Source organism: Paenibacillus qinlingensis (assembly GCF_013204845.1).
Lineage (GTDB): Bacteria > Bacillota > Bacilli > Paenibacillales > NBRC-103111 > Paenibacillus_E > Paenibacillus_E qinlingensis.
In genome coordinates this window covers 12,195-32,366 of the sequence record NZ_JABMKY010000006.1, presented here as the reverse complement: position 1 = coordinate 32,366, position 20,172 = coordinate 12,195, and the positions used below count along the sequence as shown (strand labels likewise).

The 20,172-nt window shown below is 46.3% G+C and carries 17 protein-coding genes, 1 tRNA gene and 1 pseudogene; 7 read left to right on the top strand and 12 right to left on the bottom strand.

All coding sequences use genetic code 11. The features are described from left to right. Positions 1-3: 3 nt before the first annotated feature. Together HQN88_RS13635 and HQN88_RS13630 are read left to right on the top strand one after the other, a co-directional pair. A pseudogene (locus HQN88_RS13635) lies at positions 4-914 on the top strand (ABC transporter permease). Beyond that, positions 914-1,708: an ABC transporter ATP-binding protein gene (locus HQN88_RS13630; RefSeq protein WP_173112508.1), complete on the top strand. Its 795-nt coding sequence runs from the start codon at positions 914-916 to the stop codon at positions 1,706-1,708. Before HQN88_RS13635 ends, HQN88_RS13630 begins: the two are co-directional and overlap by 1 nt. A 472-nt stretch (positions 1,709-2,180) precedes the next feature. On the opposite strand, the gene HQN88_RS13625 is transcribed toward HQN88_RS13630, so the two are convergent. From HQN88_RS13625 to HQN88_RS13600, 6 genes are all read right to left on the bottom strand, one after another. Beyond that, positions 2,181-4,088, bottom strand: a complete 1,908-nt coding sequence (locus tag HQN88_RS13625; RefSeq protein WP_173112505.1) for a right-handed parallel beta-helix repeat-containing protein — start codon at positions 4,086-4,088, stop codon at positions 2,181-2,183. Positions 4,089-4,448: 360 nt separating this feature from the next. After that, positions 4,449-5,366: an ABC transporter permease gene (locus tag HQN88_RS13620; protein ID WP_246320235.1), complete on the bottom strand. Its 918-nt coding sequence runs from the start codon at positions 5,364-5,366 to the stop codon at positions 4,449-4,451. A gap of 172 nt (positions 5,367-5,538) precedes the next feature. Further along, positions 5,539-7,770, bottom strand: coding sequence for a helix-turn-helix domain-containing protein (locus HQN88_RS13615; RefSeq protein WP_173112502.1), 2,232 nt, complete (start codon positions 7,768-7,770; stop codon positions 5,539-5,541). A gap of 160 nt (positions 7,771-7,930) precedes the next feature. Then, entirely contained in the window at positions 7,931-9,595 is a 1,665-nt protein-coding gene (locus HQN88_RS13610) for an extracellular solute-binding protein (protein ID WP_173112499.1), read from the bottom strand. A gap of 172 nt (positions 9,596-9,767) precedes the next feature. Next, positions 9,768-10,640, bottom strand: a complete 873-nt coding sequence (locus HQN88_RS13605) for a carbohydrate ABC transporter permease (protein WP_173112496.1) — start codon at positions 10,638-10,640, stop codon at positions 9,768-9,770. Positions 10,641-11,042: 402 nt separating this feature from the next. Continuing rightward, on the bottom strand, positions 11,043-11,882 hold the full coding sequence (locus HQN88_RS13600) for a lipoate--protein ligase family protein (protein ID WP_173112494.1): 840 nt from the start codon (positions 11,880-11,882) through the stop codon (positions 11,043-11,045). Positions 11,883-12,137: 255 nt separating this feature from the next. On the opposite strand from HQN88_RS13600, the gene HQN88_RS13595 reads away from it, so the two are divergent. The 3 genes from HQN88_RS13595 (at position 12,138) to HQN88_RS13585 (ending at position 15,987) form a co-directional block, all read left to right on the top strand. Beyond that, positions 12,138-13,928: a DEAD/DEAH box helicase gene (locus HQN88_RS13595; RefSeq protein WP_173112490.1), complete on the top strand. Its 1,791-nt coding sequence runs from the start codon at positions 12,138-12,140 to the stop codon at positions 13,926-13,928. After that, positions 13,925-14,926, top strand: coding sequence for a YqhG family protein (locus HQN88_RS13590; RefSeq protein WP_173112487.1), 1,002 nt, complete (start codon positions 13,925-13,927; stop codon positions 14,924-14,926). The genes HQN88_RS13595 and HQN88_RS13590 overlap by 4 nt, the downstream gene beginning before the upstream one ends. A 116-nt stretch (positions 14,927-15,042) precedes the next feature. Further along, positions 15,043-15,987 carry a hypothetical protein gene (locus HQN88_RS13585; protein WP_173112484.1) on the top strand — a complete coding sequence of 315 codons (945 nt, stop codon included), beginning with the start codon at positions 15,043-15,045 and terminating at the stop codon, positions 15,985-15,987. A 333-nt stretch (positions 15,988-16,320) separates the two neighbouring features. Here HQN88_RS13585 and HQN88_RS13580 read toward each other — a convergent pair whose 3' ends face one another. Beyond that, positions 16,321-16,512, bottom strand: a complete 192-nt coding sequence (locus tag HQN88_RS13580) for a YqzE family protein (protein ID WP_056615913.1) — start codon at positions 16,510-16,512, stop codon at positions 16,321-16,323. Positions 16,513-16,602: 90 nt separating this feature from the next. Continuing rightward, entirely contained in the window at positions 16,603-16,884 is a 282-nt protein-coding gene (locus tag HQN88_RS13575) for a hypothetical protein (protein WP_173112481.1), read from the bottom strand. Positions 16,885-17,051: 167 nt separating this feature from the next. Here HQN88_RS13575 and HQN88_RS13570 point away from each other — a divergent pair, with 167 nt between their 5' ends. Then, positions 17,052-17,276 carry a hypothetical protein gene (locus HQN88_RS13570; protein ID WP_173112478.1) on the top strand — a complete coding sequence of 75 codons (225 nt, stop codon included), beginning with the start codon at positions 17,052-17,054 and terminating at the stop codon, positions 17,274-17,276. Positions 17,277-17,367: 91 nt separating this feature from the next. Here HQN88_RS13570 and HQN88_RS13565 read toward each other — a convergent pair whose 3' ends face one another. After that, positions 17,368-18,021 carry a Bax inhibitor-1/YccA family protein gene (locus HQN88_RS13565; protein ID WP_056615922.1) on the bottom strand — a complete coding sequence of 218 codons (654 nt, stop codon included), beginning with the start codon at positions 18,019-18,021 and terminating at the stop codon, positions 17,368-17,370. Between the two features lie 140 nt (positions 18,022-18,161). Continuing rightward, positions 18,162-18,245 (bottom strand) — tRNA-Leu (locus tag HQN88_RS13560). 112 nt (positions 18,246-18,357) lie between these two features. Between HQN88_RS13560 and HQN88_RS13555 the strand changes: the two genes are divergently transcribed. Continuing rightward, positions 18,358-18,543, top strand: a complete 186-nt coding sequence (locus tag HQN88_RS13555) for a hypothetical protein (RefSeq protein WP_173112475.1) — start codon at positions 18,358-18,360, stop codon at positions 18,541-18,543. A gap of 438 nt (positions 18,544-18,981) precedes the next feature. On the opposite strand, the gene HQN88_RS13550 is transcribed toward HQN88_RS13555, so the two are convergent. After that, entirely contained in the window at positions 18,982-19,776 is a 795-nt protein-coding gene (locus HQN88_RS13550; RefSeq protein ID WP_246320234.1) for an adenosylcobinamide amidohydrolase, read from the bottom strand. Next, positions 19,763-20,026, bottom strand: coding sequence for a hypothetical protein (locus tag HQN88_RS13545; protein ID WP_173112470.1), 264 nt, complete (start codon positions 20,024-20,026; stop codon positions 19,763-19,765). The genes HQN88_RS13550 and HQN88_RS13545 overlap by 14 nt, the downstream gene beginning before the upstream one ends. Between the last annotated feature and the right edge of the window lie 146 nt (positions 20,027-20,172).

The following is a 20,172-nucleotide window of genomic DNA, read 5'->3' as shown; positions in this document are numbered from 1 at the left end:
AGGATGATGGATTCAATGATTGGTGCCGTCGAGCTAGGCCTGCTCTATGCGTTGATGGCGCTAGGTGTTTATATTACGTTTCGTATTCTTGATTTCCCCGATCTAACCGTAGACGGGAGTTTTACAACAGGCGGAGCCATTGCTGCAATTCTAATCGCAAATGGCTACTCACCGATTCTTGTTTGTTTAGCCGCTTTTGCTGGTGGACTTATTGCTGGCGCTTGTACAGGACTGCTTCATACGAAGGGAAAAATTAATGGGCTTCTGTCCGGGATTCTCGATTGCCCTGTATTCAATTAATATGCGCAGCATGGGCAAGCCGAACATTTCACTTCTTGGTGTAGATACGTTGTTCACTTCCATGTCGCCAATTACCGTTGTACTGATTATTGTGATTGTATTCAAATTGTTACTTGATGCCGTTCCTGCATACCGATCTGGGTCTTGCCCTCCGTGCAACAGGTGACAACGCACGAATGATTCGCAGCTTCGGTGCCAATACGGATCGAACAACGATTCTTGGCCTGAGCTTATCAAATGGGTTAGTCGCTTTATCCGGTGCACTCATTGCTCAGCAATCCGGCTTTGCCGACATCTCCATGGGAATCGGAATGATTGTAGTCGGACTAGCTTCTGTTATTATTGGGGAAGCGATTTTTGGGGCTCGCTCCGTTTTCCAAGCGACACTTGCTGCTGTACTCGGTTCCATCGTGTACCGGATTGTTGTCGCGTTAGCACTTCGAGTCGAGTGGCTGAAAGCGTCCGACTTGAAGTTAATTACCGCGATTATCGTCATTATCGCGCTCGTTCTGCCCTCTGTGCAGCGAGCGGTAAAACAAAAAGCGAATGCGAAGAAGCGCTCTGCCGAGCTCCTCGAGCTCGCGCTGCAAATGAACAAAGGAGGTGAGCGTTAATGCTGCAGCTCTCGAACGTTTCCAAGCTCTTTAATCCTGGTTCCGCCGATGAGAAAATTGCGCTTATCGGCATTAACCTAACCCTGAAGCCCGGTGACTTCGTCACGGTCATCGGCAGTAATGGCGCAGGCAAATCGACGCTGATGAACATCATCTCCGGCGTCATGACGCCAGACGCCGGAGAAGTACTAATCGATGGTGAAGTCATTCACCATCTGCCGGAATACGAACGCAGCCGCTGGATCGGCCGCGTCTTTCAAGACCCCATGGCGGGGACCGCTCCTCGAATGACCATCGAGGAGAATCTCGCCATGGCTTATGCCCGCGGCAAGAAGCGCGGGCTCAGTTTCGGCACCAATGCGCGGAAGCGCGCGCTGTTCCTTGAACAGCTGCAGCGCCTCGGCATCGGCCTGGAAAGCCGTCTGCGCGCGAAAGTCGGTCTGCTCTCCGGCGGCGAGCGTCAAGCCCTCAGCTTGCTGATGGCGACGTTCACCCAGCCGCAGATTCTGCTGCTGGATGAGCACACTGCCGCGCTCGATCCCGCGCGGGCTGAACTCATCACACGATTGACCGAGGAAATCGTGCGCGAAATGAAGCTGACCACACTCATGGTCACGCACAATATGGAGCAAGCGATCCGTCTCGGCAATCGGCTAATCATGATGGATAAAGGTCGCATCATTCTTGATGTGAACGAGGAACGCAAGAAGAATCTCACGGTAGCGCAGCTGCTCGGTGAGTTTGAGCACATCAGCGGTAATAAGCTAGCCGATGACCGCGTCGTACTTGGCTAATAGAAGAAGGGCAGTCCTTCACTACATGGTGAGGGGCCGCCCTTTCTTTTTCTTTTTCTTTCCCTTTCCCTTTCCCTTTCTCTTTCGCTTCCTTTCTATGCCTTTCCCTGTCTTTCTCTACATTCACTGCCTTTCTCTGCATTCCTCACCCTCTATCTCGTATTCCTCCTAATAAGTGCTAAATTCCTTCAGAATCAGCTAACTGGAAAAACTCCAGTTATTTCAGAACATTTTCGTTCAATTACTTGAATAACTGTAAATTCTACAGCTAATTCAGCAATTTCTGACCAAAATGCCGAGAATGGCTGAGATTACCTGTATATAATCCATTTATTCCTATAAAGTCGGCCATTTCCTCTAATTTAGCTACATGAAATCCATTTATTATGCTGAAAAGGAGCTAAGCGGATTGATCGCTTAGCTCCTTTGTTTGTGGAGTCGATGCTTGCCTTTCAACACATCACGGGCAACATTAATACGTCGTCATCGTTACTTTACTAATTTGCGGATTCCACACGGAACCTGCTGTATTGTTCCATCGCATCTTCACGTAATTCACACCTACCATGCCTGTTAGCGTATACGTATACTTCTTCCAATCCCCTGATCCACCTGATATCGCAGGTGACGCCACCGTCCACGTCGAACCATCTGGTGACGTATAAAGTGTGAAAGCCGATACGCCTTCGGATGGCCAGAAGAACGTAACCGCGCTAAAGGATTTCATTCCCGCTTGATTCCACACGATCTCTTCATTCGTCTTGGTTGTTCGCTTCGCACGGGAAGTATCGCTTTCGAATTTAGCCGTATTCAACATATCAAAACCAAGGTTAGCCGTGTGGCTGTATGTTTTGCTCCAATCGTTCAAATCATCGACTATCGTGTTACCGCTTACAGGAATCGCTCTATCTTTGGCTGGATTCGTGTTGCTAGCTCCCCAATCCGTTCCTACATTAGGACCGTATAATGGCCATGGCTTCCCGCTTAAGAATGATGGCTGAGCTGTCAGATATAAGGATGCTGGGATGTTTGAGACAGCACTGAGGGATCCCCAATTAATCGTACCACTCGTTAATTTATTAGCGCCCAGATAGTGACCAGACCCCGAAGTAGACATACTGCCGATATAATTGCCAATCATATTTTGATTAACCGTAGACGTATTATCCGTTCCAATTTTGCCAGTAGCTTTATTCCGAAACCATGTATTGCGAGGACCCGTAGCTGTCATAACAGGATCACCTGATTTGGAATTATCCGCATATCCTTCTCTGAAGCTGTTACCTTCAATCAAGTTCATATAGGCATAATTTGAATGAAACGCCAAATCGTTATAATCGGTATAGGGTGATTCTAACGAATTATAGCTAACAACGGAGTGGTTGGCTCCCAACTGAAGCAGGATATGATGTCGCAGATCCCACGTTTTATTATCCGTAATCCGAACGCTTGTGGAACCATTATTTACGATCCCATACGCGTAGCCACCAACATTTTTGATAAAAGCGTCATGAACATAATTCCGTTCTACCACGACATCCTTGCTGTTATCTATGGAAATATGTCCCCGACCGCTGAGCACAGATTCAATGTCTTTCACGTAGCTGTTCACTGTCCGATTTAAAGAGAGATTATTGATATTCTCGATCGTTGGCTGAACCGTACGCACGAGTTTAACCTTCTCCACGCCGATATTCGGCAGCAAATTGAGCTTTTGGACCATCGGCTGTTTAGCAGCTGGATAATCTAGCCCAATCGACTTACCCAGCGTCAGGGTATTCCCTGTTTTTCCAGTGATTGTAAAAATTTGAGATTCCGTGTAGAAACTCCATGCAAGCTTGCCCCCGGAGAGATAAAGCAGAATGTTATCATTCACATTCAGCGTGCTGGCGTCATCCACAGTTATGGTCTGACTGCCAGGAGCAGGTGAGCCTGTGACAGGTACTGGACTCCCCGTGAGGCTTCCATCAAAACGGAGCTCCGTATTCACATTCGCTGAATCACCGATCAAGAACGTTGTGTTCGTCAACCCATTTCCGCGAATAATGATATTGCCTGTTGTGATACTGAGCGGGGTTTTAAAATAATAAGCGCCATCTGGGAAATACAAGATCCGACGACCTGAAGTGCTGTTAATCATATTCTGAACTGCGACAGAAGCATCTACACTTGGATTGTTGACAGGAACGCTATACGAAGTTACGTTGAGCGTCGTCCATCCACCTGGATCTCCCCATACGGTATTCGTATACCCAGCTGATGGGAAAATCGTGCTAGGTAAATCGCCATAATCAAATGCCAAAACCGAGAAAGGAGCAGCAACCATCAGAGCCAAGGACATGAACATACTTTTCAACCCTAATTTCGTTCTAACCTTCATTCTTTCATTCACCTCATCCATTAGTTTGTAAGTAAGTGTACACTTGCCTCGGTGCAACGTAGAACGTCTTCAGATCCTCCTTTCTAACACTTCTATTATGAAAAGAAAAGAGGGCCAGACCGTTCCCCCTTGCCTTTTATAACCTCTATTTCTGTTCATCATACGATTGACGTTGCCATTCTGTTAGAGCTGAGATAGTAGGATGGGCGCTTGGTTCTGGGAGGCGTAGATCCTCTAGTTGAAGTAATATCTCAGGCGAAATAGATGGATTTCCTGTATCTAATTTGCTCATTCTGGGACATATTTGAAGAATAAAAGGATTACTTACCACGATGTCTGACCACAGGTATTCTACTCTTTTTACCACATACTCTGACCAAACCTACGTGCAATCCCATTCGCAATAAGAACTAGCGTTAATCCAACCAAGGACTCAAATAAACCAAGTGCAGTCGACAAACTGAATTGAGCGTTTCGAAGACCAACATTGTAGCTCCATACGCTAATCACATTTGCAAGGTCGGATACGACCGGATTGCCAAGGACATAAATTTGTTCAAAACCAACATTCATAACGCGATCCATAGATAAAATCAGCATTAATGCGATGACCGGTGCTATACCCGGCAGCGTGACATTCCACATTTGCTTCAACTTATTCGCACCATCCATGCTTGCCGCTTCGTACAAACTAGGGTCGATGGAGTTCAAAGCTGCCAAGTAAATAATGGCTGAGAAGCCCGCTTCTTTCCATATCCCAGATCCCAAGAAGATAGCTAGCCAGGAACTTTTTTCATACAGGAAAGGAAAACTTTCCCCCGTTATTCCTTTAGAAATAGAAGCCATAATCCCATGTTCTTGGGCAAAAATAAGGACAACAAAGGATCCAATAATGACCCAATTTAGAAAGTGGGGGAAATACACCAGCGTCTGAACGGCTTTTTTGAAAAATGACTTACGCACTTCGTTCAGCAGAATAGCTAGCAGAATCGGAAACGGAAAACCAATAAACGTGCTTAATAGACTAATCGTCAACGTGTTTCTAATAATGCTGAACATATTAGGATTGCTATACAGCAGCTTGAAATTGTCCAAGCCCGCCCAAGGACTTCCCCATATTCCATCTGTGAAGTTATAGCTTTTGAAAGCAATAACTAAGCCGCCAATCGGCACATACTTGAAAATAATAAAATACAATAGAACGGGAACGAACATCATCAGGAGTGGCCCGTTTAACACCCAAAGTTTTTTCCTTGTGTACATAGCCGAATGTTTCATCTTCAATTACTCCTTTCACTCATGCAAAATCGCTCATCAACTCCCCCTACTTTACGGGTGCTCTGGCCTATTCACAATACACAAGAATCCAGTATATGCGTGCGTAGTTACATGAAAAAAGCACCCACCTCCCATAGGTGAATGCTTTTAGCTTTATAAGCTTTTACGAGTATTAGGACGACCGATTCAACTTGCGGTAATCACCAGGTGTCATCTGCATCATCTTCTTAAACATACGAATGAAAGACAACGAATGGATATAGCCCACTTTTAACGAGATGGATTGAATGGACTCATCGGTGTCTTCCAACAAACGCTTCGCGAATTGAATGCGCAGGCGCGCCAAGTAATCAACGAACTTCTCGCCCAGCTCTTGCTTAATTAATTGGCTGACTTGTTTATCATTCATATCGAATGCTTCTCCGATCATATTCAACGATAAATCCGGATTGACGAGATGCTCATCAATAAATTTCTGGATTTGCCGAATCAACGACCGATTTGAGCTGCTTTCATGAATGTGGGTAAGATGACTGTATTCTTGATCCAGAAGCTTCAGGTAATGATCTGCTAGTTCATCCAACAACTCATAATGATCCAAAATCAATAACAAAGCTGGATAAGCTTCCGTCTCCCAATGCCCCTTATAGGCCGCATTCAGTTCCTTCATGGATTGATTCAATTGATAGTTGAAGTATTCCATCGTAATGACAATATCGTCCTTCACGGCATGTTCATCCCGTAAATTAGCAATCAGACTATGGAAAGCCGTACGCCATTCCCCGTTTCCTTGCTTGAACATAATGACAATGCCACGTACATTCTGCAAGCGATTATACACGTCACTATCAATCTTCGTTCTCACATCTGGGAAGTAAATGACGCGGCTTAACCCTAGAACTGTCTTATATTTTAACGATGTAACCGCTTCTTCATAAGCCAATGGGACATCCTCCGACTGTCCAGCAAGCGAACTTAAGCCCGTTGTTACAGTAAAATGCAAATGATCATTCACCCATTGATGCATCTCTTCCAACACCACTTTGGTCGCATGTCCATCCGCTGTTTCCCTTAGAAACAAGAGGACACCTAGACGATCGTTATCAATCCATTCTCCCCAAGCAGCCAACCCATGCTTTTCCGCAATCTCACCTGTGACACTTTTGAGTGCAAATTTAAGCAAGATTTGGTCACGCTGATTGTACATCTCGCAAAACTGCTGAAATTTATCCACTTCAATGACAGCCATCTGCATTCCCATATATGGAGTGGGTATTCTGTAGGCGGCTAACTGCTCCTGCCAAGCTTCCGGTGTGTAGGATTTACTGCCTTGGAGCAAATCTGTAAATAAAACCTGCTTTCGATACACCATATCTTGTCTGTGCTTCTGCCTAAATTCATTAGATTGATCAATGAGTTCGGTAATGGCATTTTGGATAAAATGAAACTCATCCTGTCCTTTTGAATGTTTGTCCGTACCTTTTTGAAGGGCTCCCGTCCTCACTTGTTGCAAAATGGATTCTACTGGCCTGTAATGATGCTTCGATACACGGATGATCCACCATACACCAACGACCAACATCACGATCGTAATTAATACCCATAAAATATATAAGCTGGAGAACAGATACGTAAATCCGCCTTCTTTCAAGCCAATTTGCATAACCCATCCCGTATAGGGAGATGTCATAACGCCTGACTGTAACGAAGTTGCAGTCCCCAACAATTTGCCTGCACGATTAAACGCAACACCATTGGCATCCAACACTTGAATAAAACTGTACTGGGAATACGCCATGGCATCAATCATTTTGCCGATATACTCCACATTTACGTTGATGACAATAAATCCTTTATCTCCCGTTAGGAGAGGTGCTCTTCGTACAAGGCTGATAACGTTTCGCGGGCTCTCGCCTGTATATTCCGTGTAACTGCGCACGGGAAGCCATTCCGCTGGCGCACCACTTTTCGCCATGCGTTGAATAAATTCGGCATCTCCAAACAGCTCAGAGGGAACGATCAGACTTCGGCTTAGGACTTTACCATCCGTGTTACGATATAAATAGGCAGAGTCAATTTCGGGATAACCCGAAAGCAACTGCTCCAGCTTGGACGCAGGAAGCGCTAAACCGTTATAACGTTCCCCTTCTGCTGCAAAATAAAATCCATTCAATCCATCGTTATAATTGAGTTCTCGCAATACCCCTTGATCAATTTGCTTTAGCGTGCGATCCAGATTACCAAGCGCTTGCTGCATGAAGATGTCGTTGGTCTTGTTCGATTGGCTTTGCGTCATATAATTGGTGAACACGAAGAACAATCCAGATAACAGGAAGACGATGATTACGAACACAGGAATATACGAAATGAGTAGCCGATTAAACCAGTTCTTCTTTGTCTGCATGACACACTACTCCTTCGATGTAGGGCTGGTAGCATTCATTGTACCTTGATCTAATCGGCTTGCCCATACGCTATTTTCAGCGATATACAATTTTCCTGCAGCATGACAAAAAGACCGGAACAGAGCGTTATTCTCTGTCCGATCTTCAATGAAATATGGATTATTTCAAGTTATAGATATCCGTAACTAGAATGGCTTTCTCTTTATTCGTTTTATACCAATTTTGGAACCATTCATCAACTTTGGTGCCACCTGCTTTATTCCAAATATCCTGCGAAGTTTTGATCGCTTGTTCGGCAGAAATAGCTGGTGTTACGATCGCTTTGACAAACTCATCCGGCGTACCAATTTTCGCGGCAGCAATTTGTGTGTTAGGCACGCTTTGTACAATCATATCCAAATCTTTGGGACTGGAAGGTACATCCAGGAAGAAGCCGGATTGAGGGCGCTCAGGAGCGAGATACAACTGACGCGCTTCTGTCAGAATACGTTTAATCTCTTTTTCTGCTGGTTTACTGTCGCTTAATTGATCAATTCTAGTATCGCAACTTGGCAGGCCTGGAAGCGATGACATGATCATACCGTAATCCCCTGCATAGCTGCGTTCCTTCTTGTTCTTGTCAGGGTCAATTACTTGCGGGCAGCCCTTCGCATCCAGCTTGTAGTGCTCCCCTTCAATACCCCATTTCAAAGCTTTAACCGAATTTTCTCTGGTTAAGAAATCGAGATATTTAATAACAGCGACTGGATCTTTGGCTTTCGCATTCACTACAGCGGCATTTTGCACAGGTGAAGTAAGTGGAGGACTGAATTGCCCGAACGAACTCTTCGGAAGCACGATTGGGGACAACGTCGCATTGGGATCATTTTTCATCAACGTTTCCATCTCGATTGTACTCGGCAATGCCCCCACATAGAAGCCAAGTTTTCCGTTTAAGAAATCCCGCTTCGCCTTGTCCCCCGTGGTATCCGCAGCGAAATCTTTATCAATGATATTTTCTTGGAATAACTTCTTCTTAAATGTGAGGCCTGCTAGCTGATTCTCCCAAGCATATTGCAAATTCCCGTCTTTCAAATTGTAATTGGAGAATACGGGCACGCCGAACATGAAGTCAATAACCTTGTTGTTATAGCCGCCGCCAAGCGAAATACCGTACGTATCGTTCTTGCCATTGCCGTCCGGATCTTTCTCCGTAAAAGCTTTCGCAACGGCAAAGAGATCATCCGTCGTTTTGGGAGCTTCCAAGCCCAACTTCTTCAGCCAATCCGTACGAACCAAATACACCCAGTTCACATCCAGCTTCGCAAGGACCGCGATATCATAGAGCTTCCCGTCTGAACGTGTGCCAAATTTCTTCAGAAGTGGATTTTTAGCCAGCAACGCTTTGAACTCTACGCTATTCTTCTCAATTAAATCATCCAAAGGCAATAATTGCTTGGATTCATACCAAGAACTGCGATTTTTACCATCATAATCTTGAATTAAATCAGGGGCCTCTCCGGAAGCAAACATAACATTCAGTTTATCCTCTGGTTTGGAACGTGGAATCGGGATGAATGTCACATCGACAGGGCTATTCTTATTAATCCAATCTGTCCAACGGTTTTTGTCCAGCGTACCTTCTTCTGGCACCATATTTCCCCGATCGTAAATCGAGGTCGTGATCTTGCCCCTCTTCTCAGGAGCTTTAGTAGCCTGTGTGCTTGCCGCGCCTGTGGATGTTGCCGTGCTTGTACCATCCTCACTCTTACTGCACGCAGCAAGTAAACTTATGGACGCTAACGCAACAGCTACAGTGGAAACAACGAGTAATCTCTTTTTCATTCTTATGACCTCCTCGAGAATATACGACCATGTGATCATCGGGATCACCGATGCGGTTCGCTTGCCCTCAATGTAGCCCTGCAAGAACCTTATCAGCAATATACAAGAATCTCTGTATAGCCTCGTTCTAGGGGATATACCTTTTTCAGCGATATGCCTATTTCGGGTTTCTTTACCCTTTGACCGAGCCTATCATGACGCCTTTCACGAAGTGCTTCTGAACAAATGGATACACAATCAACATGGGGAGAATCATGACGATGACACCTGATGACTTGATAGATTCTGGTGTCACTTGAATCGCTTCTTCTGGCCGCAGATACTGATCAACAGAGATCATACTGTTCATAATCATTTGTTGGACGATAACCGTTAAATTCTGTTTCAGCGGTGAGTTAATATAGATGAGGACATTCTGGAACATGTTCCAGTAACCTACCGCGTAGAACAAGATCAGTGTTGCGATAGCAGGCATCGCGAGCGGCAAATAAATCTTGGCGATTAGCCGCCATTCATTACAGCCATCCATTCTTGCTGCTTCATCCAACTCCGCAGGAATATTCTCGAAGAAAGCTTTTAAAACCAACGTATTATACACACTAATAAGCCCAGGCAGCCAAAGCGACCAATACGTATTCACCATGCCTAGCTGTTTAACTAACAAGTAATTGGGAATTAATCCGGCACTAAACAGCATGGTGAAGATCATCATCAGCGTGAAAGATCTTCTAGCATAGAAATACCGCTTGGACAGCGGGTACGCCGCGAAAATCGTGAACAAGATACTTAATAGGGTCCCGACTACCATGATCTTGACACTGTTCCCAAAAGCTGGTAAAACTTGCGTTCCCTTAATTAATAATCGGTACGATTCCACATTCCAGCCTACCGGCCATAAGCCAACATGTCCCGAAATGACAGCTGGCTGATCACTAAATGATATGGCCAACAAATGGATCAACGGTAACACACACGATATCCCGATGATGGTTAGCACCATATAATTCATTGCATAAAATACTTTCTCTCCAGGTGATGCTCTCATTGGACTCCTCCATCCACTTCTTAGGGTATGGTTACACTTTAAAGTGTGAGGAAAGTTCATTCAATACACACGATTCGGGTATATGCGGGTAAGAGATGGATGAGCCTCACTAACGCACCGAGTAGTCCGAAATTACCGAACTAATCTCACCCTTCGCGCTAAAAAATCCTGAATAGTCCTAAATGGCCTAACTAAATTACATAAAACTTGCCTCGCAGGATAAAATGACAGGATTAGTTCGGCAGAATCTGACTATTACTTCTTTGCACCGGGGAATCCTCGTTTTAGTTCGGAGATATCGGACTAAAGCCAATTAGCAGAGAGATGATGGTAGGTAAGCGCTTGCCATCGAAACAAAAAATAGGTTGGCAAGGCATTTCTACCTGACCAACCCACATCCTGTTAGCGCCGTAAATTCCACTCATCCGTGCCATATTTTTCGGCAACCAGACGATTCGTAAGTTCTACCTCATAGTCCGTCAATGACGACTCGACGAGATCGACGCCCAGTCCAAGGGCGATTTCACGTCGAAACGCTTCTTCGACTTCACCAATCGTCACTTCCTTTTTCCCTTGCGCACGCAGCAATTCATTAATCGCCACCGCTTTCTTCAGAAAGCTTTGTTTCATGCGATCGGCCACCTTCTCATTCGAGAAGCGCAGCATCCGAAATAATTGATCCGTATCCATATCCAGCAGGATCGAGCCATGCTGCAAAACCACATTTTTCTGACGAACCTGCGCACTGCCAGCGACTTTGCGACCTTCTACAACCAACTCGTACCACGAAGGTGAATCGAAGCATGCCGCAGAACCAGCGGAAGCATATTTCTCTTTTTCCTCATCACTCGCCAGCTGCACCATTTCTGCTGCAAGGCCTAGCGCGCGAAAACCTTGCAACAGCCCTTCACTCAAAACCCGATAAGCTTCCGTTACATTGCGGGGAATGCCTGGATAATCCTCAGCCACGATGATACTATACGTCAGTTCTTTATCGTGCAGCACAGCTCGTCCGCCAGTAGGCCGTCTTACGAAGCCAATTCCCTCGCTCGCTACAGCTTCCTGATCCACTTCTGCTGCTTTTTGAAAATAACCAATCGATAACGTCGCTGGATTCCATCCATAGAAACGAACCGTTGGTGGAACCTTGCCTTCACTATGAGCGGTAAGTATTGCTTCATCTAAAGCCATATTTTCAGCAGGAGAACGATCTCCTGTATGTATAAATCGCCAAGCTGTCATCTCATTCAACTTCCTTTCGTGTAGAACTTCACTCTTTCTCGAAAACTAACATCTATCATAGCATATTCAAGTTCCGCATTCGACCTCCGAGACCACACCCCTAAGTAAAACTCTTACATGGAAAAAGTTATGAAAGATTCTTCTCTGGACATACTAACAAGTATGCGACGTTTGCGAGGGTAGGCGCAGTATGAGAACGTAGCATATGCTTACGAGGCTAGTTTTGCTACGCAAAACTTTTAGGAGGGCACAGCCATGCGTCAACATGATCAGCAAGAGAACATTCGCCCCATTCATAAACAGCTGGATATGCATTTTGAGAGGGACTGGTTTACCGAGCTGGACAATCGTGTACGTGGAGGAGGTCCTTGGGATGACTGGACCTTATATCAGCTTGCCTACGAATCAGAAGAATCGGGGCTTATTTCTACGTTTGATGATATGCAATGCCTTGCGCACTTAGGGACCCTAGAACCTATGGCGCATCAGATTGATACAGCGAAACGAGTGCTCAACGAGATGCGTGGACGAGCCATTTTGGCCGATGAGGTTGGACTTGGGAAGACCATCGAAGCTGGTTTAATTTTAAAAGAATACATGATTCGCGGGCTTGTCCGCAAAACGCTCATCCTTGTACCCGCTTCCCTTGTGCTGCAATGGGTTCGGGAATTGAATACCAAATTCGGCATCCCTGCCGTTGCGCATAAGAAAGCCTACATGTGGCAGCAAGCCGACATTATCGTAGCCTCTATGGATACGGCCAAAAGGGACCCGCATCGCGAGATTGTGATGGGCCTTGAATACGACATGCTCATCGTCGATGAAGCGCACAAGTTGAAGAATAAAAAAACAACCAACTACACCTTCGTCAACGAGCTGCGCAAAAAATACTGCTTACTCCTCACAGCTACGCCTGTGCAGAACGATCTCAAAGAGCTCTACAACCTGATTACGCTGCTGAAGCCAGGTCAGCTTGGCGGGCAGAACAGCTTCAAGAGCAACTTCGTTGTCGGCAAACGTACACCGAAGAATGAGATTCAGCTGCAGCAAGAGCTTTCTAAAGTCATGATCCGCAACCGTCGGGGAGACGGAGGGGTTCACTATACGAAGCGGATAGTGCGTAATATCCCGCTCACGCTCTCGGATGATGAGCAAGCGCTCTATGATGGGGTTACGAATTTCGTGCGAACACGCTATTCCGAAAGTGGCGGCGATCTTAGCTCCATGCTGTCTATGATCACACTGCAACGTGAAGTGTGCAGCTCGCGAGACGCTGTGTTTATTACATTGGTCAATTTATTCAAAAAGACAGCCGAGGACTCGCCAGTACGCCCCAAAATTTGGGAGCTGGTCGAGCTTATTCGCAGCATTAAGTCCAATAGCAAAGCGGAAACCACGATGCGACTCATTCAAGACATCAATGATAAAGTTATTATTTTCACGGAGTATCGGGCGTCGCAAGAGTATTTGTTGAACTATCTTAAGGAACATAAAATAACGGCAGTCCCCTATCGCGGCGGCATGAATCGCGGCAAAAAAGACTGGATGATGGATTTATTCCGAAATCGGGTACAAGTTCTTATAGCCACCGAGGCCGGCGGCGAGGGGATTAATCTGCAATTTTGCCACAACATGATCAACTTCGATCTGCCGTGGAACCCTATGCGCGTGGAACAACGGATCGGTCGGGTTCATCGCCTTGGGCAAACACATGACGTAAACATTTATAACTTATCCACAAGGAATACGATCGAAGAACATATCCTCTCGCTCTTGCACGAGAAGATCAATATGTTTGAGTTAGTTATTGGCCAACTGGATACGATTCTAGAGAAAATCGAGAAACGTGGTTCGCTTGAAACATCCCTGTTCCGCATGGTGATGGAAGCCGGTTCCGGCGAGGAAATCCGCCGTAAAATCGATGAACTCGGACATTCCATCAGCGAAGTAAGAGAAGAAATTGAACAAAATCCGCAATATGGCGCCAAGTTCCAAGACATCCTTGATGCTGTCGGTGGTTCCCAAGGTATGGAGGTGGGCCCATGAATAAACGAAACATCCACTCGTTCGTGATGCGTTTTCTCGAGGCTTACGACTGTACGATTTTAGAGAAAACACCTGCCTCCGTGACGGTTAAACTCTCTCCCGAGGCAGATCGGGAAATGACGGGCCGCCCCTACTATTGGAGCTTCATTGAGCGAACAGGCGCTGCTGCCGAAACGATGACGTATAAATTCGTAATCGATCCGGAGCAAATGAAGCTGGAAACGAAACCGAAACCCGCGGCCGTGACCGCTGTCCAAAGCCCTCCGTCCACCGGTTATGGGCCTTCGGGCACAGGCGGTGTTGGTGCTCCTGCAGGCAGTGCGCCCGACAGCATACTCGGGCGTTATTTCGGCTTCGTTCCGACGACCATCACTGCGCGAATTCCACAAGATGATGTCACCTTCGGCAGTCGGCGACTCGATCAAATCTTCGGTATCGTTCGCGAACGCGGTCGATTCATTCACTTATTCGAAGAGCCCTTTCCGACGGGGGCTACGTATCATGCTTCTCTCGTCTACAATACGTGGCTCTGTGTGAACTACAAGGTTGAGCTTCTCTGTGACCGGAAGCGGACAGAAATTCATTCCCTTGCGATCCAGCTGGGTACTGGTGAAATACGCGAGCATTTTCATAAGCAAATGCTTACGAAAAGTTTGTCCCCAAAGCTCCCGGCGAATAGTCACATCTTGCCAGACACGATTTCCATCCCGAAGGCAATCAATGCCTTAGAGATGATGCTCGAGCGCAAAGTCAGCACCTACGATCACCGCTGGGCCGATGAGGCGAATGCCCGGCATCGCAGTGAAATCGATCGTGTGGAGGGCTACTACAACGGCCTATTGCTTGCAGCAGAACCTGACAAAAGAGACGAAATCGAAATTCAATGTCGGAATCGCTTGGAAGAGATCGATTGGCAGCATAAGCCGCGGATCGCTGTCTCCGTCATCAATGGCGGACTATTTCACTTAAATGCGAGCCGAAACGCATCCAGAAACTGACGCTAGTCGCTAAAACCTCGCAAATAACCCGCAACAGGTTCTAACATTCTTTTTAAAGCATAAACATTACAATAGTCACATACACTAAGAGGTTAGCGAGAGGCAGGTGAACGAAGATGAAGTCGTGGACCACTTGGACAGCCACTTGTATGATTTTGTGCAGTATTGGCTTCATGCCCCTACACACTTCAGCTGTTGACAACATAGGCGGGACAAGCCCTACTCAGGCGCAAGTGAAAGAACCTAATAAAGCAGTAGCCTCAACCCCGGACTTGACGAGCGCATCATCATTCGATTCAACGATCAAGAAGTGGCAGTCTACGCTTGCGAAGGAAGAAGGTTTTGCAGGCTGGATGAACGCACGCTGGAACAGCTATCCGCTTGGACCTGGGACCCATGGCTGGGTCGTCATCCTCACCGACCAAGGTCATGAAGTGGGCTACATGATTGTGCATGCCACTGACTCTGGCGGGTTCCGTTTGACCGAATATGGGACAGGCCAATCTCCGCTATTTAGTTTAGCTACGTTGTATCGCTCTCTGATACAACAAGAACTCATCCCTTCTACAACTTTATACAACGATTTTGTGCAAAATGAAAAGATCATCGAAGACCGCTTATATATGGATACCCTTACTTCTGTTTGGAAAATCGAGCAGGGTGGCGAGACCTATTATCTCGATGCCAAATCAGGAGAATTGCTTCCGCTCACGGAGGATCCAACACCACGTATGGTGTATGATCTTAGTCACTCATCTGATTTGTCGCATGGTACTGCTCAAAGCCTGATTCGCCCCCCATTTGATCCTTATGAGCGGATGCCATGGATTAAAGGCACACCGTTGCAAGTGTCAACTTTGCCTGAGCTCCAGATTGCTCTTGAGCAGCAAGGTGATCTGACCTACGTCACGGAGTTGTATGATGATCAGGTGACGATGCCGTTAACGGTATTAGGTTATCAACAATGGATATATGGGGATAACTATCTCATACTCGAGCATGATGGCCCGCGATATGTGCTACTGGATGCTTCGCTTGGGCTTGGGAAGATTTATCCGTAGTCAGAGGGAACTAGGATACGCTATTTTGTAGTTTTGCGCCAAATAGGTTCCGAAGGGGAACGTCAGTGACTTATCTAGCCGAAAATCGCAGGAAACTGGCAAAATCGGATAAATAGAGCACTCTCGTTCCCCTTCTTGCTAAAATGATTCGATTTTAATGTGAATAGCACACCTACGATCCCTTCATCATTTATGATTCGCATAACGTGTGATCTCTGATGGCATACTTGACACCATTTAATCAAACTGTTATCTGTTCATAACAAAAAGTGGCTGATCACATGTAGAAGATTCTACAAGGTGACAGCCACTTTTTTGCACATTATACCCCGCTCATTTTCTCGACTTCGTCCGCCCGAACAGCATCCGTGTCGCTAATGGCAGCATCCCAAACCAACGCGTTTGCCAACCCTCACGTTGTTCCTTCATCGACGCTTTGGCTTGTTGACGAACTTCCTTCGGCGTGTCGATATAGGTAACGACTTGTTGGGTTATGTACTTCACAAGATCATCGCTTTTTGCCATACGCCCACCTGCCTTTACCCTTATTGTAACCAGAGCAACAAGGCTTTAAACTACACGAAGACAGGTGGCAGGCCGCTTACTTATTGCCATTCACGCTGGTTTTCCGCCGCTCTCCGCAATAATTTTATCAGCAAACGATTTAATCGTGCCGCAGCCTAACAGCATTGGCTTATTGTCACATTGCAACAGCAAGGTCTGAGCGCTCGTATCCCAGGCATATTGGAAGCCAACATTCATGCTGACGACTGAAATCGTGAATTTGCCTGATGCTGTGTTAGGAATAGCAAACCCTTGCCTCCTACCGACCTGCTGCAGTGCTCTGAATACGGAAGGCGAAATCCCTTTATACATCCATGTGCTACAAGTTGCCATAGGTTTTCTCACCTCTTTCAAATAGGATCATTAAATTGTATGAGGCAAGAGCTGAAATCGTGCTTATTTCCCCAAAAAGCCTATCGCCGGATCGTTGCATTTGCTTCTAATCTCGTCCAACAAACATAAGCTAGAGTAACTAGAGAGAGAAAGAGGTGTTGGTTTGAATGTGGGAACTAATGCTTGCAACCGAGCAGCTTGAGATTTATATGGATGAAGTTAATCTTAGACTCGAGATCCGAATAAAGTCAGATCGGGATTTAGTACCTTTAACAATTCGTATGAACCATACAGATTTGACCCAGTTAATCTATACCCTGCTGGAAATCAATCGCAGCTTTCGAGGAGATGTTCCTTTTTTTCATACGAAAAAGCTGCCAGGCAAAGCCTAGCCCAGCAGCAAAAAAGCACGATGCACTCCCCCACTTCCTGTGGTTCGGAGCCATCGTGCTTTTTATATCATCGTGGTGTGTAAAACTGATGTTAGTTTCTGTTGATTCCCGCGATTGAAGCAATGAAACGCAGAATATAAAGGAACAAGTTAATAAAATCCAGATAAATATTCAATGCAGCAAGTGGAACAGCTTCCGCTGCAACACCGTTACGATATTGAGCCACATCGTAGAGAACCCAGCCGCTAAAGATCAGAATCCCCACCATGGACCATACCAAGTTCATCATGGATCCAAAATGTAAGAACATACCGAGCACACTCATGAGAACAAGACCAATTGTTCCTGCAAACAAGAATCCGCCTAAGAAGCTGAAATCACGTTGGGAACGGTGAGCATAGAAGGCCAAAGAGCCGAAAATCGCTGCCGTTGCAAAGAAGGCACCCGACACCACGCTAGCCCCTAGCTGACCACCGTAAGCCATGATGACCGGATATAGCGTCACGCCTGAAATGGCTGTAAATGCGTATAGAAAACCGTAGCCAATATTTTTGCCGCGAATTCGAATCACGATAGCGGCTACGAGCATCGCGACCTCTGCAATGACGAAAAGCATAACCATGGATGGCGGTACAACCATCGCACCGATCAATGTTCCAAGAAATGAAACTAATAGGGAAATGGCAAACGTTTGAAGCACGTGTGCAAAGCTGCCGGATTGTGTGATCGTAACTGTTCTATCCATGAAATTCAGCTCCTTTAGATATAAAGAAATGTACAATCTATCCTATGTATTATACCTGACATTCATGAAAATCGCTACAGGGTGGCGGTTGGACATGAAAACACCCTTCTCTAATATGTCAGAGAAGGGTGTTTCATTGATGCGATCAAGAGGACTCGAACCTCCACGGGGGTAAGCCCACACGGACCTGAACCGTGCGCGTCTGCCAATTCCGCCATGATCGCGTTTACAAAATTAATATACCATGTGACCCAAAAGCTCGTCAATGAAACTTTTGACAACAATGCATAATTCCATGGCCACTTCCTAACCCTAATCCCAAAGGAGGTATGATCTATGGATGAAGAAGAAATCAAAGCATTAGAGCCGAAATATACAGGCAATCAGCGTCATTTAACCGAGGGTGAAGCAGAGGGGATCGTTCACGATCCGAATTTCAAAAACGAGAATGAAGATGACGATATCTCTGATATCGACGCGCTTGCGGCAGGCCTCGGCTTTGGCGTGTTCCGCAGAACGTAGCTAATCCAACTGCACAAACGAGGAGGGTTCCTAAGCCACTATTGTGGAGGGGGCCCTCTTTTTGTAATGTGGTTCGGGGGCATGGGAGTTCGCTGCGATCTACCTTGAAACCAATGCTCCAAACCACTCTGTTCATGAACACTGCTGCGATGCCTAGCAAAAGTGCAAAAAAGCAACCTTTTTTATCGGAACAGCCTATCGATTTAAAATAAGTGCAAAAAGTGATCACCAGTAGAGTGCGGAGGTGAAGCGTGTTTTTCACCGTTGCAGCGCCACGGGCTGGCGATCCTCTTCCATTTCGCCGCTGTAAGCGTGTTTTTCACCGTTGCAGCGCCACGGGCTGGCGATTCTCTTCCATTTCGCCGCTGTAAGCGTGTTTTCCACCGTTACAGCACCATGAGCTGGCGATTCTCTTCCATTTCACCGCTGACATCCACGTTATCCCTGCGAGTGCCCCCCAACGCGCCTGCTCATTTCAAGCTCATATAACTCTCTAGAAGCTAGAATAGCTTCATGAACCGTTCTGCCAATCAAGTACCCCAGCGTCGTCGCTGTACCTGCATAGCGGTATGTCGTTCCTCTGCCTGTTGCAGCAATTAACACGGCATCTGTCGTTGTTCCTGTTGCGATTTGACCATCCACGGTGATGTTCAATGCCTGCAGAGCGGCAGCTTTGGCTTCCGTCGCGGTAATAACTGCATTCACCATGGCCGCATCCGTCAAACTACCTTCGATGACCACAATCGTATTAATCGTGCCCGGATAGAGCGAAGCTGCTGGCAATACGGCACCAGCTCGCGCTTTATTCCCCAGTCCGACAGTCACCCATGCAGCAACACGAAGTGATTCGTCTTCCTTTACCTCGTTTAGCTCATCTTCACGTTGAACACTACATTCTTCCTCAGGTGGCCAAGCTAACTCCTTGAATCCAACATCCTTTACCCACGCCGCGGTGAGCATCCCTGCCGTATCAGAAGGTTCCAGCCCTTCTCGGCCAATAAAAGCCTCCATCTCTACCAACGGGTCGGTCTCGTTATACGTCTTGTCCACTTGTCGATTCATCAACACCCGATGGTGGCCAAAACCACCGCCCCACGGTGAGGAATTCAATGTTCGCAGTAGATTCTCACTTGATATCGCCATATACCGACCATGCGACGATATCACTTGCTTCATCTCAACACCAGCTATTAAACTTCTAGCTGAAGTTCGCTCTCCCTCACTCTGCATCATCGGATAAATCATCCGGCGTTATCGTTTCCTGAGGCAACATGAACGCTGGCGGCCTTTCATTCTCATAAGGCTGATATACGTATCCGCGGGCCAGCTTGACGACTCTTCGGTTTTTTTTGCGAATAAGAACCGTCTCATCATCCCAAGCCACAACAATGCCTCGAACATCGTTCGTCGGGCTTACATCTCGTATTACTCGCAGCAATGTGCTATCTACGCGATATTGATCCAATTGGTCTTCCGAAATCATCTATATAGCACCTCCATTTTAGGCATGGTTATAATCAAACCGTTCTTCCTTAGCATACACCAAATTGCCATTCGGTGAAACTTTACATAAATCCGTTGATCTTCGGTTAACTTAACGAGGACGAGGCACGCGATAAGGCACAGGCT